17 protein-coding genes and 2 riboswitches are annotated in these 19719 nt (G+C 69.0%); of the genes, 12 read left to right on the top strand and 5 right to left on the bottom strand.

The annotated features are described in order from the left end of the window. Positions 1 to 18 precede the first annotated feature (18 nt). On the top strand, positions 19 to 825 hold the full coding sequence (locus tag OG194_RS13835; protein WP_327401168.1) for a polysaccharide deacetylase family protein: 807 nt from the start codon (positions 19 to 21) through the stop codon (positions 823 to 825). A 23-nt stretch (positions 826 to 848) separates the two neighbouring features. Here OG194_RS13835 and OG194_RS13830 read toward each other — a convergent pair whose 3' ends face one another. From OG194_RS13830 to gcvT, 4 genes are all read right to left on the bottom strand, one after another. Further along, complete coding sequence (locus OG194_RS13830; protein WP_327401167.1) at positions 849 to 2216, bottom strand: L-serine ammonia-lyase; 1368 nt, start codon at positions 2214 to 2216, stop codon at positions 849 to 851. A gap of 91 nt (positions 2217 to 2307) precedes the next feature. Continuing rightward, positions 2308 to 3567: a serine hydroxymethyltransferase gene (glyA, locus tag OG194_RS13825; RefSeq protein WP_327401166.1), complete on the bottom strand. Its 1260-nt coding sequence runs from the start codon at positions 3565 to 3567 to the stop codon at positions 2308 to 2310. 16 nt (positions 3568 to 3583) lie between these two features. Beyond that, complete coding sequence (gene gcvH, locus OG194_RS13820; protein ID WP_019058529.1) at positions 3584 to 3961, bottom strand: glycine cleavage system protein GcvH; 378 nt, start codon at positions 3959 to 3961, stop codon at positions 3584 to 3586. A gap of 111 nt (positions 3962 to 4072) precedes the next feature. Next, positions 4073 to 5200, bottom strand: coding sequence for a glycine cleavage system aminomethyltransferase GcvT (gcvT, locus tag OG194_RS13815; RefSeq protein ID WP_327401165.1), 1128 nt, complete (start codon positions 5198 to 5200; stop codon positions 4073 to 4075). A gap of 34 nt (positions 5201 to 5234) precedes the next feature. Beyond that, a riboswitch (glycine riboswitch) is annotated at positions 5235 to 5344 on the bottom strand. Continuing rightward, positions 5345 to 5458, bottom strand: a riboswitch (glycine riboswitch). 149 nt (positions 5459 to 5607) lie between these two features. On the opposite strand from gcvT, the gene OG194_RS13810 reads away from it, so the two are divergent. The 10 genes from OG194_RS13810 to OG194_RS13765 all read left to right on the top strand — a co-directional run bounded on the left by OG194_RS13810 (position 5608) and on the right by OG194_RS13765 (position 17125). Then, a complete protein-coding gene (locus OG194_RS13810; RefSeq protein WP_327407059.1) occupies positions 5608 to 6291 on the top strand; it encodes an AAA family ATPase in 684 nt (227 codons plus the stop codon). A 64-nt stretch (positions 6292 to 6355) separates the two neighbouring features. Continuing rightward, positions 6356 to 7141: an enhanced serine sensitivity protein SseB gene (locus OG194_RS13805; protein ID WP_327401164.1), complete on the top strand. Its 786-nt coding sequence runs from the start codon at positions 6356 to 6358 to the stop codon at positions 7139 to 7141. Positions 7142 to 7298: 157 nt separating this feature from the next. Then, a complete protein-coding gene (locus OG194_RS13800) occupies positions 7299 to 8087 on the top strand; it encodes an enhanced serine sensitivity protein SseB C-terminal domain-containing protein (RefSeq protein ID WP_318018957.1) in 789 nt (262 codons plus the stop codon). 343 nt (positions 8088 to 8430) lie between these two features. Further along, positions 8431 to 9429, top strand: a complete 999-nt coding sequence (locus tag OG194_RS13795) for an ABC transporter permease (RefSeq protein ID WP_327401163.1) — start codon at positions 8431 to 8433, stop codon at positions 9427 to 9429. Between the two features lie 53 nt (positions 9430 to 9482). After that, on the top strand, positions 9483 to 11234 hold the full coding sequence (locus tag OG194_RS13790; RefSeq protein ID WP_327401162.1) for an ABC transporter substrate-binding protein: 1752 nt from the start codon (positions 9483 to 9485) through the stop codon (positions 11232 to 11234). Between the two features lie 75 nt (positions 11235 to 11309). Further along, on the top strand, positions 11310 to 12317 hold the full coding sequence (locus OG194_RS13785; RefSeq protein WP_033282771.1) for an ABC transporter permease: 1008 nt from the start codon (positions 11310 to 11312) through the stop codon (positions 12315 to 12317). Further along, complete coding sequence (locus OG194_RS13780) at positions 12314 to 13411, top strand: ABC transporter ATP-binding protein (RefSeq protein ID WP_327401161.1); 1098 nt, start codon at positions 12314 to 12316, stop codon at positions 13409 to 13411. Before OG194_RS13785 ends, OG194_RS13780 begins: the two co-directional genes overlap by 4 nt. Next, positions 13408 to 14931 (top strand): ABC transporter ATP-binding protein, encoded by a 1524-nt coding sequence (locus OG194_RS13775; RefSeq protein WP_327401160.1) that lies wholly within the window; start codon positions 13408 to 13410, stop codon positions 14929 to 14931. The genes OG194_RS13780 and OG194_RS13775 overlap by 4 nt, the downstream gene beginning before the upstream one ends. 98 nt (positions 14932 to 15029) lie before the next feature. Next, the gene (locus OG194_RS13770; protein ID WP_327401159.1) at positions 15030 to 16421 is read left to right on the top strand and encodes a M1 family metallopeptidase; all 1392 of its coding nucleotides are present in this window, start codon (positions 15030 to 15032) and stop codon (positions 16419 to 16421) included. A 47-nt stretch (positions 16422 to 16468) separates the two neighbouring features. Continuing rightward, positions 16469 to 17125 (top strand): trimeric intracellular cation channel family protein, encoded by a 657-nt coding sequence (locus OG194_RS13765; protein ID WP_327401158.1) that lies wholly within the window; start codon positions 16469 to 16471, stop codon positions 17123 to 17125. Here OG194_RS13765 and OG194_RS13760 read toward each other — a convergent pair. Next, positions 17034 to 18275, bottom strand: coding sequence for an alpha/beta hydrolase (locus OG194_RS13760; RefSeq protein ID WP_327401157.1), 1242 nt, complete (start codon positions 18273 to 18275; stop codon positions 17034 to 17036). The genes OG194_RS13765 and OG194_RS13760 overlap by 92 nt on opposite strands. A gap of 163 nt (positions 18276 to 18438) precedes the next feature. On the opposite strand from OG194_RS13760, the gene OG194_RS13755 reads away from it, so the two are divergent. After that, entirely contained in the window at positions 18439 to 19311 is an 873-nt protein-coding gene (locus OG194_RS13755) for a thioesterase family protein (protein ID WP_327401156.1), read from the top strand. The last annotated feature ends 408 nt before the right edge of the window (positions 19312 to 19719 follow it).

Genomic DNA, 19719 nt, shown 5'->3' with positions numbered 1-19719 from the left:
TCGAAGTTGAGGTACCCCATGCCCTTTTCCGCGCCCCTTTCCGCGCGAATACGCCGATCCCGATTCCGGTCCCGCCTGCTCATCGCCCTCGCGGCAGCCACGACCACCGTCCTCGCCATCACACTGACACTGGCGTTGACGGTCACGACGTACGACCACACCTCACCCCGCGCCGCCCGGAACAAGGCGTCGGGACCGGTGGCGTCCGGGGCGGTCGACTGCCGCAAGGTGAAGTGCGTGGCCCTCACCTTCGACGGCGGCCCGAGCCCCACAACTCCCCGTCTCCTGGACATCCTTGAGCGGGACCATCTCCACGCGACGTTCTTCCTCCAGGGCAAGGGCCACATCGCGAAGTACCCGCAGATAATCCGCCGCATCGCGAACGAGGGCCACGAGATCGGCAACCACACCTGGAACCACAGGGTGTTGACCCGGATCGACGCGACCGACGCCCGCCGGGAGCTGACCCGCACGCAGAACGCCATCGAACGGATCACCGGCACCAAGCCCGTCCTGATGCGGCCGCCTGAGGGCCGCACCAATCGCCAAGTGGCAAAGATCTGCCGGGAGTTGGGCCTTGCGCAGGTGTTGTGGAGCGTGACGGCCAAGGACTACGAGACAACCGACTCGGCCCTGATCACCCGACGCGTCCTCGACCAGACCCACCGCGACGGCATCATCCTGCTCCACGACCTCCACAAGGGCACGGTCCCCGCGGTCCCGGGCATCATCAAGGCCCTCCGGCAGCGCGGCTACACCATCGTCACGGTGTCCGAACTCCTCGCACCTGCCAAGCCTCGGCCGGGGATGGTGTACCGGCCTTGAACAGCTGCCCCTGAAGACGCTCTTCAGCACTCGATGATGTTCACAGCCAGCCCACCCCGAGCGGTCTCCTTGTACTTCACGCTCATGTCCGCCCCCGTCTCCTTCATCGTCTTGATGACCTTGTCGAGGGACACCTTGTGCGACCCGTCCCCCCGCATGGCCATCCGTGCCGCGGTGACCGCCTTCACCGCGGCCATGCCGTTGCGTTCGATGCAGGGGATCTGGACGAGGCCGCCGACGGGGTCGCAGGTGAGGCCGAGGTTGTGTTCCATGCCGATCTCGGCCGCGTTCTCGACCTGTTCGGGGGAGCCGCCGAGGACCTCGGCCAGCGCGCCCGCCGCCATCGAGCAGGCGGAGCCCACCTCGCCCTGGCAGCCGACCTCGGCGCCGGAGATGGAGGCGTTCTCCTTGAAGAGCATGCCGATGGCGCCGGCGGAGAGCATGAAGCGGACCACGCCCTCCTCGTCGGCGCCCGGCACGAAGTTGATGTAGTAGTGCAGGACCGCCGGGATGATGCCGGCGGCGCCGTTCGTGGGGGCGGTGACCACGCGGCCGCCCGCCGCGTTCTCCTCGTTCACGGCCATCGCGTAGAGCGTGATCCACTCCATCGCGTGCGCCAACGGGTCGCCCTCCGCCCGGAGTTGGCGTGCCGACATGGCGGCCCTGCGGCGGACCCGGAGGCCGCCCGGCAGGATGCCCTCCCGCGACATGCCCCGCGAGACGCAGGCCTGCATCACGCGCCAGATCTCCAGCAGCCCGGCCCGGATCTCCTCCTCCGTGCGCCAGGCGCGCTCGTTCTCCAGCATCAGCGCGGAGATCGACAGGCCGGTCTCCTGGGTGAGGCGCAGCAGCTCGTCGCCCGTGCGGAACGGGTACTTGAGGACCGTGTCGTCCAGCTTGATGCGATCGGCGCCGACCGCCTCCTCGTCGACGACGAAACCGCCGCCCACCGAGTAGTACGTCTTCGACAAGAGTTCCTCGCCCACCGCGTCGTACGCCCACAGCGTCATGCCGTTCGCGTGGTACGGGAGGGTTTTTCGGCGGTGCAGCTTCAGGTCGGAGTCGTAGGAGAAGGGGATCTCGTGCTCGTCGAGGAGGCGGATGCGGCCCGACTCCTTGATCCGCTCGACCCGTTCGTCGGCCTTCTCCACGTCCACCGTGCGCGGCGACTCGCCCTCCAGGCCGAGCAGCACCGCCTTCGGGGTGCCGTGCCCGTGGCCGGTCGCGCCGAGGGAGCCGTACAGCTCGGTGCGGACGGAGGCGACGGAGTCCAGCAGGTTCTCGTTGCGCAGCCGGCGCGCGAACATGCGGGCCGCCCGCATCGGGCCGACCGTGTGGGAGCTGGACGGGCCGATGCCGATCGAGAACAGGTCGAAGACCGAGATGGCCACGGTGACTCCTCAGAACGCAAGACGTGCGGGGTGGTGCAAGGGTTGGGACACCGGCGCGCACCTCCCAGTGTGCGCCGGTGTCCCCGAGGGGCTACAGCCCGGGATACAGCGGGTACTTCTCCGCCAGCGCGGTCACCCGCGCCTTGAGGGCGGCCACGTCGTACGACGGCTTCAGCGTCTCGGCGATGACGTCCGCGACCTCGGCGAAGTCCTCGGCCGTGAAGCCGCGGGTCGCCAGCGCCGGCGTACCGATGCGCAGGCCGGACGTCACCATCGGGGGGCGCGGGTCGTTCGGGACGGCGTTCCGGTTGACCGTGATGCCGACCTCGTGGAGCCGGTCCTCGGCCTGCTGGCCGTCCAACTCGGAGGTGCGCAGGTCGACCAGGACCAGGTGCACGTCCGTACCACCGGACAGGACGTCGACCCCTACGGCCTTCACGTCGTCCCGCACCAGGCGCTCGGCCAGCAGCCGCGCACCCTCCACGGTACGCCGCTGCCGCTCCTTGAACTCCTCGCCCGCCGCGACCTTGAAGGAGACGGCCTTCGCGGCGATCACATGCTCCAGCGGACCGCCCTGGAAGCCGGGGAAGACGGACGAGTTGAGCTTCTTCGCGAAGGACTGCTTCGCGAGGATGATGCCGCCGCGCGGGCCGCCCAGCGTCTTGTGGGTCGTGGACGTGACGACATCCGCGTACGGCACCGGGTTCGGGTGGAGGCCGGCGGCCACCAGGCCCGCGAAGTGCGCCATGTCGACCCACAGGAAGGCCTCGACCTCGTCCGCGATCCGGCGGAACTCCGCGAAGTCCAGCTGGCGCGGGTACGCCGACCAGCCCGCGATGATCACCTTCGGGCGGTGCTCCCTGGCGAGCTTCTCCAGCTCGGCCATGTCGACCAGACCGGTCGTGGCGTCCACGTGGTACGCGACCACGTTGAACTGCTTGCCGGAGAAGTTCAGCCGCATCCCGTGGGTCAGGTGGCCGCCGTGCGCCAGGTCCAGCCCGAGGATGGTGTCGCCGGGCTGGGCCAGCGCGAACAGCGCGGCCTGGTTCGCGGAGGCGCCCGAGTGCGGCTGCACATTGGCGTACTCGGCGCCGAACAGCTCCTTGACCCGGTCGATCGCGATCTGCTCGGCCACGTCGACGTACTCGCAGCCGCCGTAGTAACGACGGCCCGGGTACCCCTCGGCGTACTTGTTGGTGAGGACCGAGCCCTGCGCCTCCATGACCGCGACCGGAGCGAAGTTCTCCGAGGCGATCATCTCCAGCGTGGACTGCTGCCGGCGCAGCTCGGCGTCGACGGCCGCGGCGATGTCCGGGTCGAGCTCGTGCAGGGGCGTGTTCAGTACAGACATGTGGGTGTACGACTCCTCAGCCGGCGGAAAACGCGGTGTACTCGTCGGCGGAGAGCAGGTCGCCCGGCTCCTCCGCGACACGCACCTTGAACAGCCAACCCCCCTCGAAGGGCGCCGAGTTCACCAGTGACGGGTCATTCACCACGTCCTCGTTGATCTCGGTGACCTCGCCGCCGACGGGCGAGTACAGGTCGGACACCGACTTCGTCGACTCCAGCTCACCGCAGGACTCGCCCGCGGTCACCGTGGAGCCGACGTCGGGGAGCTGGGCGTAGACGACATCGCCGAGCGCGTTGGCCGCGAACTCGGTGATGCCGACCGTCGAGACGCCGTCCTCGGCGACCGACAGCCACTCGTGCTCCTTGCTGTAGCGCAGCTGCTGGGGGTTGCTCATGGCCTGAATTCTCCTGTACGCGGGGGAGTGCTGATGAATGGGGTACTACGGAGGACATCGGCGGACAGGGGCGATCCGCCCCGGGTCACAGACGTGACGCTACGACGACTGTCACTTCTCGCGCTTGTAGAACGGCAGCGCCACGACTTCGTACGGCTCGTGACTGCCCCGGATGTCCACGCCGACACCGGTCGTGCCCGGCGCCGCGTGCGCGGCGTCGACGTAGGCCATGGCGATGGGCTTGCCCAGGGTGGGGGAGGGGGCGCCGGAGGTGACCTCGCCGATCACCTGGCCGTCGGCGACGACGGGGTACCCGGCGCGCGGGACCCGGCGGCCCTCGGCGACGAGCCCGACCAGGACGCGCGGCGGCTGCGAGGCGGCGCGCGCGGCGGCGGCCTCCAGGGCGCCCCGCCCGACGAAGTCGCCGTCCTTCTCGAACTTCACGACCCGGCCGAGCCCGGCGTCGAACGGGGTGAGGGAGGTCGACAACTCATGCCCGTACAGCGGCATCCCGGCCTCCAGGCGCAGCGTGTCCCGGCAGGACAGCCCGCACGGGATCAGCCCGACCGACGCCCCGGCCTCGGTCAGCGCCAGCCACAGCTTCTCCGCGTCACCGGGGGACACGAACAGCTCGAAGCCGTCCTCGCCGGTGTACCCGGTGCGCGCGATCAGCGCGGGGACGCCCGCGACCGTACCGGGCAGACCGGCGTAGTACTTCAGGCCGTCGAGGTCCGCGTCGGTGAGCGACTTGAGGATGCCGGGGGACTCGGGACCCTGCACGGCGAGCAGGGCGTACGCGTCACGGTCGTCACGGACGACGGCGTCGAAGCCCTCGGAACGCTCCACCAGCGCGTCCAACACCACCTGCGCGTTGGAGGCGTTGGCGACGACCATGTAGTCGGTCTCTGCGAGCCGGTAGACGATCAGGTCGTCCAGGATGCCGCCGTCGGCCCGGCAGATCATGGTGTAGCGGGCGCGGCCGAGGCCCACGGAGGCGATGTTGCCGACGAGGGCGTAGTTGAGGAGCTGGGCGGCCTGCGGTCCGGTGACCGTGATCTCGCCCATGTGGGAGAGGTCGAAGAGGCCGGCCCTCGTGCGGACGGCGAGGTGTTCGTCGCGCTCCGAGCCGTAGCGCAGCGGCATGTCCCAGCCGGCGAAGTCGGTCATCGTCGCACCGAGCGAGCGGTGCAGCGCGTCGAGCGCGGTGCGGCGCTTCTCAGGGGTGGCGGTACTGCTCATCGGTCGGTCTCCCAAGGCATGACGGCGAGGTCGTTCCTCCCCATCTGTCATCGGGACCTGAGAGGTTCGCCATGACCGCACGCGGGACATGGGTTGCACCTTGGGTGGGACCACCGTCGCCGGCGGCCCGCTTTTCAGATGTGCCTCGCCCGCGCGGTAACGGGGCCTGAGAGATTCAAGGGAGGGACTTGCTCCTTCGGCGCCCCAAGCGACGTACGACTGACGACGTACGACTGGGGACTCTCCCGCGCGGATTCAAGCGGCCGGTATGCAGTTAGGCGGGCACATCATCGCACAGGCTTTGTAACAGGCCTGTGGCCGGACGCGAACGGAACCGCGAGACACCGTGCATTACCTTCTCTTTACGTTCAGTGGGGAGAACCTTTCCTGACCCCGCAGGGAGGACGATCACGGTGACAAGGACCACGGTGTACGCCACGACCTCGGCCGTAGCGCTGCCCAAGCAGCCCTCGGCCCCGGCCAGGGAGGCATGCCCGGCCCGCCCGGTACCGGTCGTCCGCGACCTCCGCGAGCGCGCCGGCCACAGCCCGCACGGACTCCGCTTCGGCCCCCGCGACCTGGTCGTGGTCACCGGCCTGCCCGGCAGCGGCAAGTCCACGCTGATGCGGCGCGCGGTGGCGGGCGGCGCCGGCGTCCGCGTCGACAGCCAGGACACCCGGGACCGCTGGGAAGCCCGCACAGCCGGAGCCCTGCCCTACGCGGTCTACCGCCCCCTGGTCCGCCTCGCCCACTACGCCGGGCTGCACCGCGCGCTGCGTTCCGCGTCCGGAGCCGTCGTGCACGACTGCGGTACGCAGACCTGGGTGCGCGGCTGGCTGGCCCGCGCCGCCGGGCGCCGGGGCGGCACACTGCACCTGGTGTTCCTCGACGTCACCCCGGACACCGCGCTCGACGGCCAGCGCGAGCGGGGCCGCGGGGTCTCGCGCTACGCGTTCCTGCGCCACCGCAGGGCCGCCGCCCGCCTGCTGCGCGAGGTGGAGCGCGGTGATCTGCCCCGGGGCGTCGACTCGGCGATCCTCCTGGACCGGGACGCGGCGGACGTGCTGCGCCGGATCGACTTCGCGGACTGAGCCGCTAGCCTTTTCAGCCACAGCAGGGTTACAGCAGGCGGTTTCACCAGCAGGCGGTAGGTAGATGGACTTCCCGGCGGACTTCCCCGGTCAGGCGTACCCCCACCCGCATCCGCACGGCGGATGGCCGGGCAACGAGCTGGAGGAGGTGCTCTCGGCGTCCCTCGGCATGCCCTCGGCCGGCGGCCGGATCGTCGAGGTGCTCGGCCGCAGCTTCGTCTGGGTCCCGCTCCCCAGCGGCGGCGGCCCGCAGAGCGGCCCCCTGGACCTGCCGACACTGGACATCGAGGGGCAGGCGTTCGTCCCGGTCTTCAGCTCCGAGGAGCAGTTCCGCCAGGTCGTCGGCTCGCATCTGTCGTTCACGATCGCGCCGGCGGTGGAGTTCGCCCGCGGGCTGCCCCCGCAGGTCGGCATCGCGGTGAACCCGGGCGGCATGGTCGGCGTCCCGCTCCCGCCCCTCGCGGTGGCCGAGCTGTGCCGCATCGGCCGCTCCGCCCTCGACGGCCCCACCAGCGGCGGCCGCGTCCGCCTCTTCGAACCCGACTGGCAGGACGACCCGGTCGACTTCCTCGCCGCGGCCTCCGCCGAGTTCGCCGCGATCGGCGTGGTCGGCTCGGCCCGCCGCTGCCTGGCCTCGATCGAGACGGCCGCCCCGGTCATGTTCGTAGGCGTGGAACTCACCAACTGGGACGGCGACTTGAGAGCGGCCCCGATGGAAGCGCTTGCCCGCGCGCTGGGCCAGGTAACGGTCCAGTGGCAGGTCAACCTGGTCTTGTTGGACGTAACCCAAGACCCGGTGGCGGACTGGATGCGCCAGACGGTACGTCCTTTCTATACACAGGGTCACTGAGGCTTTAGGGGCGCGGGGCTGTAGCGATTTGCGGCTCCGCCGCGTGGGCGCGACAAGCCACGACGAACCGGCACTCGCGAACGCACCACGGGCCCCCACCCCTCGGGCGCTTAAGCTGTTTCCCAACGCAGGCCAACTACCAGAAGGGGCGGTACACGTGAGCGCCAGCGGCACCGCGACCGGCCAGGTCGAGCACATGCTGCGCCAGGTGACGCCCGGGCGCTACGACGCCTACGAGGCGCTCCTGCGCGCCCTCGCGACCCCCCACTCCGGTCAGATCTGGATGCTCCTGTGGCACGGCCAGTCCGGCTCCCCGGACGCCCAGTACGGAAACATGCAGGTCGACAAGTACGGCTACGCCCCCTGCGTCACCTCCGCCCAGGAACTGTCGGCGAGCGGCTGGAACCGCTCCTACGAGGTGGTCGACGGCCTGGACGTGGCCCGCACCCTCTACCCCGACCACTTCGGCCTCTGGCTCAACCCGCACGCCCCCGGCGGCGGCGTCGGCATCCCCTGGCTGGACCTCCGCCGGATCGCCACCGGCCTGGAGCGCCAGCCGGCCGGGCCCCTGCGCCTGTCGGAACCGGGCATCGAGATCCCGCAGTTCTACGCCCTGCTCACGCACAACGCCCACCGCACCCCGGCGGTCCGCGCCCTGCGCCGCGCCTGGGTGCAGCCCGCGCTCGGAGCGCCCTATCTCGCGATCGGTCTGGACGTCTACGACACCAGCCCGCCCGCCGTGGACTCGGTGCGCGGCATGATGCAGCAGTCGATCGGCGCGGTCCCCGACGGGCTGCCGGTCTCGACCGTGGCGATGTCCGACGAGTACGACCCGGTCGCGCTCTGGCTGCGGGCGAACGCCCGCCCGTTCTACGACCGTGAGGCCCACGCGGCGCCCGCCCAGGCGGGCGGGTACGGATACCCACCCGTCCGTGGTGGATACTGAACCCGCGAGTCCTCTTCTCAGCTTCTCCGCAGGATTTACGTCTACGACACTTTTCTTCGCGCGTAGACGGCGGTGTGGTGCCCCGAAAGACGCCGAATCTCCGTTCTGTCCCAAGTGCCCGGCGTCCGGGGTGCGTTACCCACTGTTCGGATAACGGAATCCCTAGTTAAGCATCACGGTTGCGCATACTTTCGCCGCCAGACCTGGCGGGTGATCGCAGCCACGCTGAAGACTCGCGACTCAGACACAGGGTCCAGGGACCCATGTCCACTGCAAGTCGACAAAGCCGCTAATCCGCGGCAGGCGTAAGCCGGTAACCACCGGCGAGAGGGGTCGGGTCACAGTGACCGCACCGATCGAGACCACGGGGGCGGAAGCCGGGGCGCAGCCGGAGGCTGTGCTCGTCGGCGCCGAGAAGGGGCAGATCGAGGGCCGTTCCCTTGGACAGATCGCCTGGACCCGGTTCAAGAAGGACAGAGTCGCCGTCGCCGGCGGCGTCATCGTCGTCCTGCTGATCCTGGTCGCGGCACTCTCCCGTCCGATCCAGTCGATGTTCGGGCTGGATCCCGACGCCTTCCACCAGAACCTGATCGACGCCAACACCTCGCTGCCCAAGGGCGGTTGGGGCGGCATGAGCTGGGACCACCCGCTCGGCGTGGACCCGCAGTTCGGCCGGGACGTCGCCACACGCATCCTCGAAGGCTCCTGGGTGTCCCTGGTGGTCGCCTTCGGCGCCACGATCCTGTCGAACGTGATCGGCACGATCCTCGGCGTCGTCGCGGGTTACTACGGCGGCCGGGTCGACTCGATCATCAGCCGCCTGATGGACACCTTCCTCGCCTTCCCCCTGCTGCTCTTCGCCATCGCGATCTCGGCGACCCTCCAGGGCGGCGCCTTCGGCCTCAGCGGCCTGCCGCTCCACCTGAGCGTGCTGATCTTCGTCATCGGCTTCTTCAACTGGCCCTACCTGGGCCGGATCGTCCGCGGCCAGACCCTCGCCCTGCGCGAGCGGGAGTTCGTGGACGCCTCCCGGGGGATGGGCGCCAGGGGGCCGTACATCCTGTTCCGGGAGCTGCTGCCCAACCTGGTCGGCCCGATCATCGTCTACTCGACGCTGCTCATCCCGACGAACATCCTCTTCGAGGCGTCCCTGAGCTTCCTCGGGGTCGGTATCCAGCCCCCGCAGGCTTCCTGGGGCGGCATGTTGCGGGACGCGGTCACCTATTACGAGGTCGACCCCGCGTACATGATCGTTCCCGGCCTCGCCATCTTTGTGACCGTCCTGGCGTTCAACCTGCTGGGCGACGGTCTCCGCGACGCTCTCGACCCCCGCAGCCGCTAGGGCCCGCACCCGAGAGTCCATCAAGTTTCCGACAATGGAGGAAGCAGACCATCATGCGAAGGTCAGCGCTGGCCGCAGTTGCGGCCATCGGCTCCGCGACACTGCTCATGGCAGGTTGCAGCAAGGCCGATGACAGTAAGAGTGACAACGGTGGGACGAAGGCGGCTGGGGCCAACGCAGCGACCAAGGACGTCGTCAACGCCTCTACGCACAAGGGCGGGACGGTCACCTACGAACTGTCCGACGTTCCGGACTCGTTCGACCCGGGCAACACGTACTACGCGTACATGTACAACTTCAGCCGGCTGTACGCCCGTCCGCTGATGACGTTCGAGCCCGGCCCCGGTTCCAAGGGGAACACCCTGGTCCCGGACCTCGCCGCGAGCAAGGGTGTCTCCAGCGACGGCGGCAAGACCTGGACGTACAAGCTGCGTTCGGGCCTGAAGTACCAGGACGGCACGGCGATCACGTCCAAGGACGTCAAGTACGCCGTGGAGCGTTCGAACTTCGCGCGTGACGTGCTCTCCCTCGGCCCGAACTACTTCCAGCAGTTCCTGGTCGGCGGCAAGGACTACAAGGGCCCGTACAAGGACAAGAGCGCCGAGGGCCTCAAGTCCATCGCGACGCCGGACGACACCACCATCGTCTTCCACCTGAACACGGCCTTCCAGGAGTTCGACTACCTGGTCGCGGCGCCGCAGACGGCTCCGGTGCCGCAGGCGAAGGACAAGGGCGTCGACTACGTCAAGAACATCGTGTCCTCCGGCTCGTACCAGTTCTCCAGCTACGAGGACGGCAAGTCCGCCACCCTCGTGCGCAACAAGAACTGGAACGCGGCGACGGACCCGCTGCGCAAGCAGTACCCGGACAAGATCGTCGTGAACCTGAAGGTCAACGCCGACACGATCGACAAGGACGTCCTCGCGGGCGACGCGATCGACATGGGCGGTACGGGTGTCCAGGCCGCGACCCAGGCGCAGCTGCTGACCTCCGCCGACAAGAAGGCCGGCACGGACAACACCTTCGGTGGCCGTCTCGTCTACATGGCGATCAACACCAAGGTGAAGCCGTTCGACAACGTGGCCTGCCGCAAGGCCGTCGAGTACGCCATCGACAAGGTCTCCGTGCAGACCGCCGAGGGCGGCCCGATCCGCGGTGAGATCGCCAGCACCGTCCTGCCGCCGGACATCACCGGCTACGAGAAGGCCGACCAGTACGCCACCACCGGCAACAAGGGTGACGTCGCCAAGGCCAAGGAGCAGCTGAAGGCCTGCGGCAAGACGTCGATCTCGACGAACCTGTCGGCCCGCAGCGACCGTCCGCAGGAGATCTCCGCGGCCACCGCGATCATCAACTCGCTGAAGGCCGTCGGCATCAACGCCAGCCTGAAGCAGTACCCGTCGGGCAAGTACTTCACCGACTACGCGGGTGTCCCGAAGTTCACCGAGCAGCAGAACATCGGCCTGATCATGATGCAGTGGGGTGCCGACTGGCCCTCCGGCTACGGCTTCGAGCAGCAGATCCTGAACGGTGAGGCGATCGGTGCCTCGGGTAACACCAACCTGTCGCAGTACGACAACAAGTCGGTCAACGCCCTCCTCGCCAAGGCCATCGGCACCGAGGACGTTGCCACCCGCAACAGCATGTACGCCCAGATCGACAAGCAGACCATGAGCGACGCGGCCCTCGTTCCGCTGACCTACTTCAAGGTCCTGCTGGCCCGTCCGGCGAACTACAGCAACCTGGTGTCGACGGCGGCCTTCAGCGGCCAGTACGACTACCTCAACATCGGCACCGCGAAGTAGTCGTAGCCCCGGAAGGCAGGTGAAGGCATTGGTGCCCGCGGGCTTTGCGGCCCGCGGGCACCAGCGCCGATCCCCGTGATCTCGTACATTCTCCGTCGGACGGTCGCAGCGGTGATCCTGCTGCTGGTCGTCTCCGCGGTCACCTTCGGCATCTTCTTCCTGCTGCCACGGCTCGCCGGCCAGACCGCGGACCAGTTGGCCCAGCAGTACATCGGGAAGAGCCCGTCCGCGGCGGACATCGCCGCGGTCAAGCACAACCTCGGTCTGGACCAGCCCCTTTACCTGCAGTACTGGCACTTCATCAAGGGGATCGTGGCGGGCGCCACCTACAACCTCGGCCCCACCACGGTGCACTGCGACGCGCCCTGCTTCGGCTACTCCTTCAAGGACCACGTCGAGGTCTGGCCGCAGCTCACCTCCCGCCTTCCGGTCACCATCTCGCTGGCCTCCGGCGCCGCCGTGCTCTGGCTGCTGTCCGGTGTCACGGTCGGTGTGATCTCCGCGCTCAAGCCGCGGTCGTTCTTCGACCGCGCCTTCATGGGCGTGGCGCTCGCGGGTGTCTCGCTGCCCATGTTCTTCACGGGCAACCTCGCCATCCTGCTCTTCACGTACCAGTGGCCGATCTTCGGCCGCACCTACGTCCCGTTCACCGAGAACCCCGCGCAGTGGGCCAACACGCTGTTCCCGGCGTGGTGTTCGCTCGCGCTCCTCTACTCCGCCATCTACGCGCGGCTCACCCGCTCGGGCATGCTGGAGACGATGAACGAGGACTTCATCCGCACGGCCCGCGCCAAGGGCCTGCGGGAACGCAACGTCGTCGTCAAGCACGGTCTGCGGGCCGCCCTGACGCCGATCATCACCGTCTTCGGCATGGACCTCGGTCTGCTCCTCGGCGGTGCGCTGATCACCGAGTCGGTGTTCTCCCTGCACGGCATCGGCCAGTACGCGGTGCAGTCGATCGAGAGCAACGACCTGCCCCCGATCCTCGGCGTGACCCTGCTCGCAGCGTTCTTCGTAGTGATCGCAAACCTTCTGGTGGACCTGTTGTACGCCGCCGCCGACCCGCGGGTGAGGCTCTCGTGACCGACCTTTCCAAAACAGGCGCCGCGGTCGGCGAGCCCGTCGACACGGCCAAGGCCGCCCCGAACGCGTTCCTCGAAGTCCGCGACCTCAAGGTGCACTTCCCGACCGACGACGGCGTGGTCAAGTCCGTCGACGGGCTCAGCTTCTCGCTGGAGAAGGGCAAGACCCTCTCCATCGTGGGCGAGTCGGGCTCCGGGAAGTCCGTCACCTCGCTGGCGATCATGGGCCTGCACCGGCTCGGCCCGCGCGGCAAGAACGTGCGGATGACCGGTGAGATCTGGCTCGACGGCCAGGAACTCGTGGGTGCCCAGCCGGACGAGGTGCGCAAGCTCCGCGGCCAGCAGATGTCCATGATCTTCCAGGACCCGCTGTCCGCGATGCACCCGTACTACAAGATCGGCGACCAGATCGTCGAGGCGTACCGGGTCCACCACGACGTCAGCAAGAAGGTCGCCCGCAAGCGCGCGATCGAGATGCTCGACCGGGTCGGCATCCCCGAGCCGGCCAAGCGCGTCGACGGCTACCCGCACGAGTTCTCCGGCGGTATGCGTCAGCGCGCGATGATCGCGATGGCCCTGGTCAACAACCCCGAACTGCTCATCGCGGACGAGCCGACGACCGCCCTGGACGTGACCGTCCAGGCGCAGATCCTCGACCTCATCCGGGACTTGCAGAAGGAGTTCGGCTCCGCGGTCGTCCTGATCACCCACGACCTCGGTGTCGTCGCCGAGATCGCCGACGACGTCCTGGTCATGTACGGCGGCCGGTGCGTGGAGCGCGGTCCTGTCGACGAGATCTTCGAGAAGCCGCAACACCCGTACACCTGGGGCCTGTTGGGTTCGATGCCGCGCATCGACCGGGAGACCTCGGAGCGGCTCATCCCGGTCAAGGGCCAGCCGCCGAGCCTCATCAACGTCCCCTCGGGCTGCGCCTTCCACCCGCGCTGCCCGTACGCGGACATCCCCAAGGGCGACGTCACGCGAACCGTGCGCCCCGAGCTGGAGCTGGTTCCCGGCGGGCACTGGTCCGCCTGTCACCTCCCGGCTGAGGACCGTACGCGGATCTGGACCGAAGAGATTGCGCCGAAGCTGTGAGCGATACGAACAAACAGACCGCCACCGCGGTCGTACCGGAGCAGGCGGCCTCCTCGGAGGACCGTGAGGTGCTGCTCAAGGTCGAGGGCCTGAAGAAGCACTTCCCCATCAAGAAGGGGATCCTGCAACGTCAGGTCGCCGCGGTGAAGGCCGTCGACGGCATCGACTTCGAGGTGCGCAAGGGCGAGACCCTGGGCGTCGTCGGGGAGTCGGGCTGCGGCAAGTCGACCATGGGCCGGGTCATCACCCGGCTCCAGGACCCGACGGGCGGCTCGATCCACTTCGAGGGCCAGGACATCACGACCCTGAACGCGGCCGGGATGCGTCCGCTGCGGCGGGACATCCAGATGATCTTCCAGGACCCGTACGGCTCCCTGAACCCCCGGCACACCATCGGCTCGATCGTCTCGGCGCCGTTCCGGCTCCAGCGCGTGGAGCCCGAGGGCGGGGTGCGCAAGGAGGTCCAGCGCCTGCTGGAGCTGGTCGGTCTGAGCCCCGAGCACTTCAACCGCTACCCGCACGAGTTCTCCGGCGGCCAGCGCCAGCGCATCGGCATCGCCCGTGCGCTCGCCCTCAAGCCCAAGCTCGTGGTGGCGGACGAGCCGGTCTCGGCGCTCGACGTGTCGATCCAGGCGCAGGTCGTCAACCTCATGGACGACCTCCAGACGGAGCTCGGCCTGACGTACGTGATCATCGCGCACGACCTCTCCGTCGTCCGCCATGTCTCGGACCGCGTCGCGGTGATGTACCTCGGCAAGATCGTCGAACTCGCCGACAGCACCAAGCTGTACGAGTCGCCGATGCACCCGTACACCAAGGCCCTGATGTCGGCCGTGCCGGTGCCGGACCCCAAGCGCCGGGGCGCCAAGAGCGACCGCATCCTGCTCAAGGGCGACGTCCCCTCGCCGATCTCCCCGCCCAGCGGCTGCCGTTTCCACACGCGCTGCTGGAAGGCCACGGAGATCTGCCGGACGAAGGAGCCCCAGCTGATCGAGCTGCGGCCCGGCCAGCGGGTCGCCTGTCACCACCCGGAGAACTTCGCGGACCAGGCCCCGCAGGACACCGTCCTGCTGAGCGCCGCGAAGGAAGCGGTGGAACTGGTGGGCGCGGCGGTCCTGGAGAAGCCGGCGGAGACGCGGCCCGAGGCGGAAGCAGGGGCAGCGGCGGCGGAGGTCGCGGCCACGCCCGCCGTGACGGAGAAGCCGGCGGAGCCGACGACGGCTGTCACCGCGGAGCCTGCTGCGGCCGAATCCGCGGCGGACACCGAGGAAGCCGTTTCGGAGGCGCCCGAGGCCGCCGATGCGGAGTCAGCGGAGCCCGAGGCGGCGGACGCGGCTGTGCCCGCCGTGACCGAGGAGCCTTCGGAGCCGGCTGCGGCTGTCACCGCGGAGTCGGCGGAGAGCGCGGCTGAGAAGCCCGCGACCGCCGAAGCCCCGGCCACCTCCGAGGAGACCCCCGAAACCCCGGCCCCCGCTTCCCCCGAAGCGGAATCCGGCGATCAGGAGTCAACTGCCAAGTAGCACATGACGAGTTGGTAAAGTCATGTCCATGTCGAAACGGGAGAGTGCAGAGTCGAGCGCGTCCGTCTGATCGGAAACGCACCCGAAAGGGACGACTCATGGCACTCTCCCGTTCGGCACGTCTGGGGGCCCTCGCGACAGCGGCGGCCTCCTTTCTTGTCATCGCCGCCTCCTCCGCCCCCACCCCCGGCGCCGACGGCATCGGTGACCCCTACTTCCCCCAACTCGGCAACGGCGGCTTCGACGCCCGGCACTACGCCCTCGACGTCGCCTACAACCCCGACACCGACCGCCTCGACGGGCGTACGACGCTCACCGCCCGCGCCACCCAGAACCTCTCCTCCTTCGACCTGGACCTCCAGAAGCTGGAGGTCACCAAGGTCCAAGTGAACGGAAGACGGGCCCAGTTCACCCGCACCGGCGACGAACTGCGCATCACCCCGAGGGACTCGCTCCGCAAGGGCAGGGACTTCACGGTCACCGTCACCTACGGCGGTGTCCCCGAACCCCTCAACGGCCCCATCGTGTTCGGCTCCGACTACGGCTGGATGAAGACCCCCGACGGAGTCTTCGTCGCCTGCGAACCCAACGCCGCCTCCACCTGGTTCCCGTCCAGCGACCACCCCTCCGACAAGGCCACCTACGACATCCGCATCAAGGCCCCCAAGGGCCTGACCGGAGTCTCCAACGGCCGGCTCGTCTCGACGTACAGCAAGGGCGACTCGACGTACACCCACTGGCGCGAGAGCAAGCCCATGGCGACCTATCTCGCCACCGCCACCATCGGGAAGTTCGACGTCAGGACGGGGAAGACGCCCGGCGGCATCCCCATCTACGTCGCCATCGACCCCGTCCTCGCCAACAGCAACAGCGTCGACGTGTACGCCGTGACCGCCGCCGCCACCGACTACTGGTCGCAGCTGTTCGGGCCGTACCCCTTCGAGGAGACCGGCGCGATCGTCGACGACATGCCGGAGGCCGGGTTCTCGCTGGAGGTGCAGAGCAAGCCCGCCTACTCGGCCGTGCGCAACGAGACGACGATCGTGCACGAGCTGGCCCACCAGTGGTTCGGCGACTCCGTGTCGGTCGCGCACTGGAAGGACATCTGGCTCAACGAGGGCTTCGCGACCTACGCCCAGTGGCTGTGGGCCGAGCACCAGGGCACCCGCACCGCGCACGACTCGTTCCTGGCCGGCTACAACTCCCGCCCCGCCGACAACGCCTTCTGGCAGACCGTCGTGGCGGACCCGCAGCGCGACACCATGTTCGCGTCCGCCGTCTACCAGCGCGGCGCGATGACCCTCCAGATGCTCCGCGAACGCATCGGCGACACCGCGTTCTTCAAGCTGCTGCCCGCCTGGACGAAACTCCACCGCTACGGCAACGGCGACACGGCCGGGTTCATCAAGCTCGCCGAGAAGATCAGCGGGCAACAGCTCGACGACCTGTTCCAGACCTGGCTGTTCACGCCAGGGAAACCGACCCTGTAACCCTTGCTTTGAAAGGGAGGCACCCCTTCTGTAGGTAAGAATGTGGGGTGCTTCAGCAACTGTTCAACCCCTCCGTCCAGCACACGCTCGACCTCGTCGGCATCTTCGTGTTCGCGATCTCCGGCGCGCTGCTGGCCGTCCGCAAGAACTTCGACGTGTTCGGCATCGCCGTGCTCGCCGAGGTCACCGCGCTGGGCGGAGGGGTGTTCCGCGACCTCATCATCGGGGCGGTGCCCCCGGCCGCCTTCACGGACCTGGGCTACTTCAGCACCCCGCTCTTCGCCGCGCTCCTCGTCTTCTTCCTCCATCCTCACGTGGAGCGCATCCAGGTCGGCGTCAACGTCTTCGACGCGGCCGGCCTCGGCCTGTTCTGTGTCACCGGCACCGTGAAGGCGTACGACTACGGGCTCGGCCTGACCGCCTCGGTGGCCCTCGGTCTCGGGTCCGCCGTCGGCGGCGGTGTGCTGCGGGACGTTCTGGCCAACGAGACTCCGTCCCTGCTCCGTTGGGACCGCGACCTGTACGCGGTCCCCGCGATCGTCGGCGCCACCATGGTCGCCGTGTGCATCCGCTACGACGTGCTGGGCCCGTTCACCAGCGGGCTCGCGGTCGTCACCGCTTTCGTGTTGCGCCTGCTCGCGATGCGGTTCCACTGGCGAGCTCCGCGTGCGTGGAACCGGAGGTCGACCGTCCGTGAGGAGTAGTGGTGGTCCCGGTCTTCGCGTGCGGACGGTTCTTGCCCATCTCCAGCGTCAGCCAGCGGAACACCGTCTTCACCTGCGGCCGCCACAGCGCCATCGTGTGACCGCCGTCGCTGCGCGGCAGGAACACCACGTGCACGGTCGTCGGCGCCTCGGCGACGGAGGCCAGGGCCGTGCCCGCCTCGTAGCCGTCGCCGGACTCGCCGGAGATGTACAGCGCGATCGGCGGCGGGGTCTTCTTCGCCTTCAGCAGCAGGTACGGGTTGTTCGCGGCGCGCAGGGCCGGGCTCGCGGCGGCGAGTGAATTCCGTTCGCCGATCGGGTCGTTGTAGCCGGACATGCCCACGGCCGCGCGGTAGCGGTCCGGGTGGGCGACGGCGAGCTTGACCGCACAGTGCGCGCCGGCCGAGTAGCCGGCCACCGCCCAGCCCGAAGGGGCGGGCTCGGCACGGAAGTTGTCCATGACCATCTTCGGTACATCGACGCTCAGCCAGGTGTCGGCGTTGACGGTGCCGGTGATGTTGGCGCAGCCGGTGTCGACGCCGGCCAGCAGGTTGGTGCGCGGTGCGACCAGGATGAAGGGCGCGACCCGCCCGCTCTTCATCAGCGGCATCAGCTGCTCGTTCGCGTGCAGCGACCCGAACCAGGCCTTCGCCGAACCGGGATAGCCCGGCAGCAGCTCGACGACCGGGAACTTGTGGTGCCGGTAGGCGGGCTCCTTGTACTGCGGCGGCAGCCACACATAGACCTCGGCGTTGACGCCCGACACCTGGCCCTTGAGCTGGGTGACCTCGACCCCGCCGGCCGCGCGCATGCCGGCGCCCTCGGCCGGGGAGAAGCGCTGCTTGACCTTGGGCAACCGTTTCAGCGAGATGTTGCCGGTGCCGTTCTTGCCCAGGTTGGCGGCCTGCTGGACGTGGTTGCCGGTGCCGAGGAGGTCGGCCCAGCTGTCGTAGAGGTTGTTCTGGTTGTTGACCATGACGAAGACCAGGGTGACGGCCGTCGCCTGGGCGAACAGCAGCATCAGGGCCCGTGCCGCCACGCGAACGGCCTTGGGGCCGCGCATCCGCGACCACAGCACGAGCGGCAGTATGAGGGCGACGATCGTCAGCACGACGGCGGTGTAGAGGAACGAGGTCCCGGTGAGGCTCATGTCCCCAAAGAGGGGCATCACCGGCCGCGGGTCACGGACGAGTCCGGACACTTACCAAGAAATTGCCGGTTCCTCACCCGACCGGCCTACATTCCGCCGGTGTTTTCATATGCCCGCAACAACAAAGCTACCGCTTAGTAATCACCTGTTGTACGGTTCATCCATGCGAGAAGCAGCACCTGCGCAGGCAGCCGCGACGGCTACCCGGGCCACGATCGGCGACAGCGAGTTCGACCGCGACACGGCGGTCACCCGTCGCGCCCCGGGCGTCTACGACATCGACCTCTCGGCCGGCTGGACGATCATCAGCGCCGTCAACGGCGGCTACCTCCTCGCCGTCCTGGGCCGAGCCCTCGCGGACGCGCTTCCGCACAGCGACCCGTTCACGATCTCCGCGCACTACCTGACGGCATCCCAGCCCGGCCCGGCCGTCATCCGCACGGACACGGTCCGCACCGGCCGCACCCTCTCCACCGGCCAGGCGTCCCTCTTCCAGTACGACGAGGAGGGCACGGAGGTCGAACGCATCCGTGTCCTGGCCTCCTACGGCAACCTGGACTCCCTCCCGGACGACGTCCGTACGACGGCTCGCCCGCCGGCATTCCCGCCGATGGACCAGTGCTTCGGCCCGGAGGACGGCCCCACCCCCGTCTCCGGCAGCTCGGCGATCGCCGACCGCCTGATGCTCAAGCTCGACCCGTCCACCCTCGGCTGGGCCCTGGGCGCCCCCTCCGGCAAGGGCGAGATGCGCTCCTGGTTCGGCCTGGCGGACGGCCGCGACGCGGACCCGTTGTCCCTCCTCCTCGCGGTGGACGCCCTCCCCCCAACTGCCTTCGAGATCGGCCTCAAGGGCTGGGTCCCCACGGTCGAACTCACCGTCCACGTCCGAGCCCGCCCGGCCCCCGGCGCCCTCCGCGTCTCCATCACCACCCGCAACCTGGCCGGCGGCTTCCTGGAGGAGGACGCGGAGATCTGGGACAGCGAGGACCGACTGGTGGCCCAGTCGCGGCAGTTGGCGCGGGCGAGGCTGGGCTGAGGGGCGTTCGGTTCGGCGAGGTCGCCAACTCCGGTCGGGGGAGGGCTGCTTCGGGGGCGGCGGACGCGGACTCGGTCGGATCCAGGTCCGTGGTCGGGCTGCCGCCGCCGGTGAGTGGGCACGGTGAACGAGGCTGGATGCCTGGTCGTGTCGGGGTGAGGGTGCTCCTCCGGGTCCCGGACGTGAGCCGCGCTCTTCGTGGTGCGCATTCGCCTCGGGTCTCCGCCGCGCGGTCGGCGGTGCACCCCGGCCGACTGCTCGGCCTGCGCGGGGCTCGACCGGCGGGGCTTCTCCGGTCCGGGATGCCAACTGCCGCTAGAGTGCGGCTTCTTCGGGCGTCGGTTGGGTCGAGGTGACGAGGATTCGGCGGGTTCGCAGGCGCGGCCCGCGATCCTTTTGGCGCCGTTT

It is taken from the genome of Streptomyces sp. NBC_01288 (genome assembly GCF_035982055.1).
Classification (GTDB): Bacteria; Actinomycetota; Actinomycetes; order Streptomycetales; family Streptomycetaceae; genus Streptomyces.
Note: the sequence above shows the minus strand (reverse complement) of the source record. Positions and strands in the feature narration are given on the sequence as shown.

What these genes read in the sequence shown, in the direction of transcription:
- gcvT (WP_327401165.1), bottom strand. Translation starts at nt 5,200, where the DNA reads ATGAGCAGTACCGCCACCCCTGAGAAGCGCCGCACCGCGCTCGACGCG.
- OG194_RS13835 (WP_327401168.1), top strand. Translation starts at nt 19, where the DNA reads ATGCCCTTTTCCGCGCCCCTTTCCGCGCGAATACGCCGATCCCGATTC.
- OG194_RS13770 (WP_327401159.1), top strand. Translation starts at nt 15,030, where the DNA reads ATGGCACTCTCCCGTTCGGCACGTCTGGGGGCCCTCGCGACAGCGGCG.
- OG194_RS13805 (WP_327401164.1), top strand. Translation starts at nt 6,356, where the DNA reads ATGGACTTCCCGGCGGACTTCCCCGGTCAGGCGTACCCCCACCCGCAT.
- OG194_RS13790 (WP_327401162.1), top strand. Translation starts at nt 9,483, where the DNA reads ATGCGAAGGTCAGCGCTGGCCGCAGTTGCGGCCATCGGCTCCGCGACA.
- OG194_RS13760 (WP_327401157.1), bottom strand. Translation starts at nt 18,275, where the DNA reads ATGAGCCTCACCGGGACCTCGTTCCTCTACACCGCCGTCGTGCTGACG.
- gcvH (WP_019058529.1), bottom strand. Translation starts at nt 3,961, where the DNA reads ATGAGCAACCCCCAGCAGCTGCGCTACAGCAAGGAGCACGAGTGGCTG.
- OG194_RS13755 (WP_327401156.1), top strand. Translation starts at nt 18,439, where the DNA reads ATGCGAGAAGCAGCACCTGCGCAGGCAGCCGCGACGGCTACCCGGGCC.
- glyA (WP_327401166.1), bottom strand. Translation starts at nt 3,567, where the DNA reads ATGTCTGTACTGAACACGCCCCTGCACGAGCTCGACCCGGACATCGCC.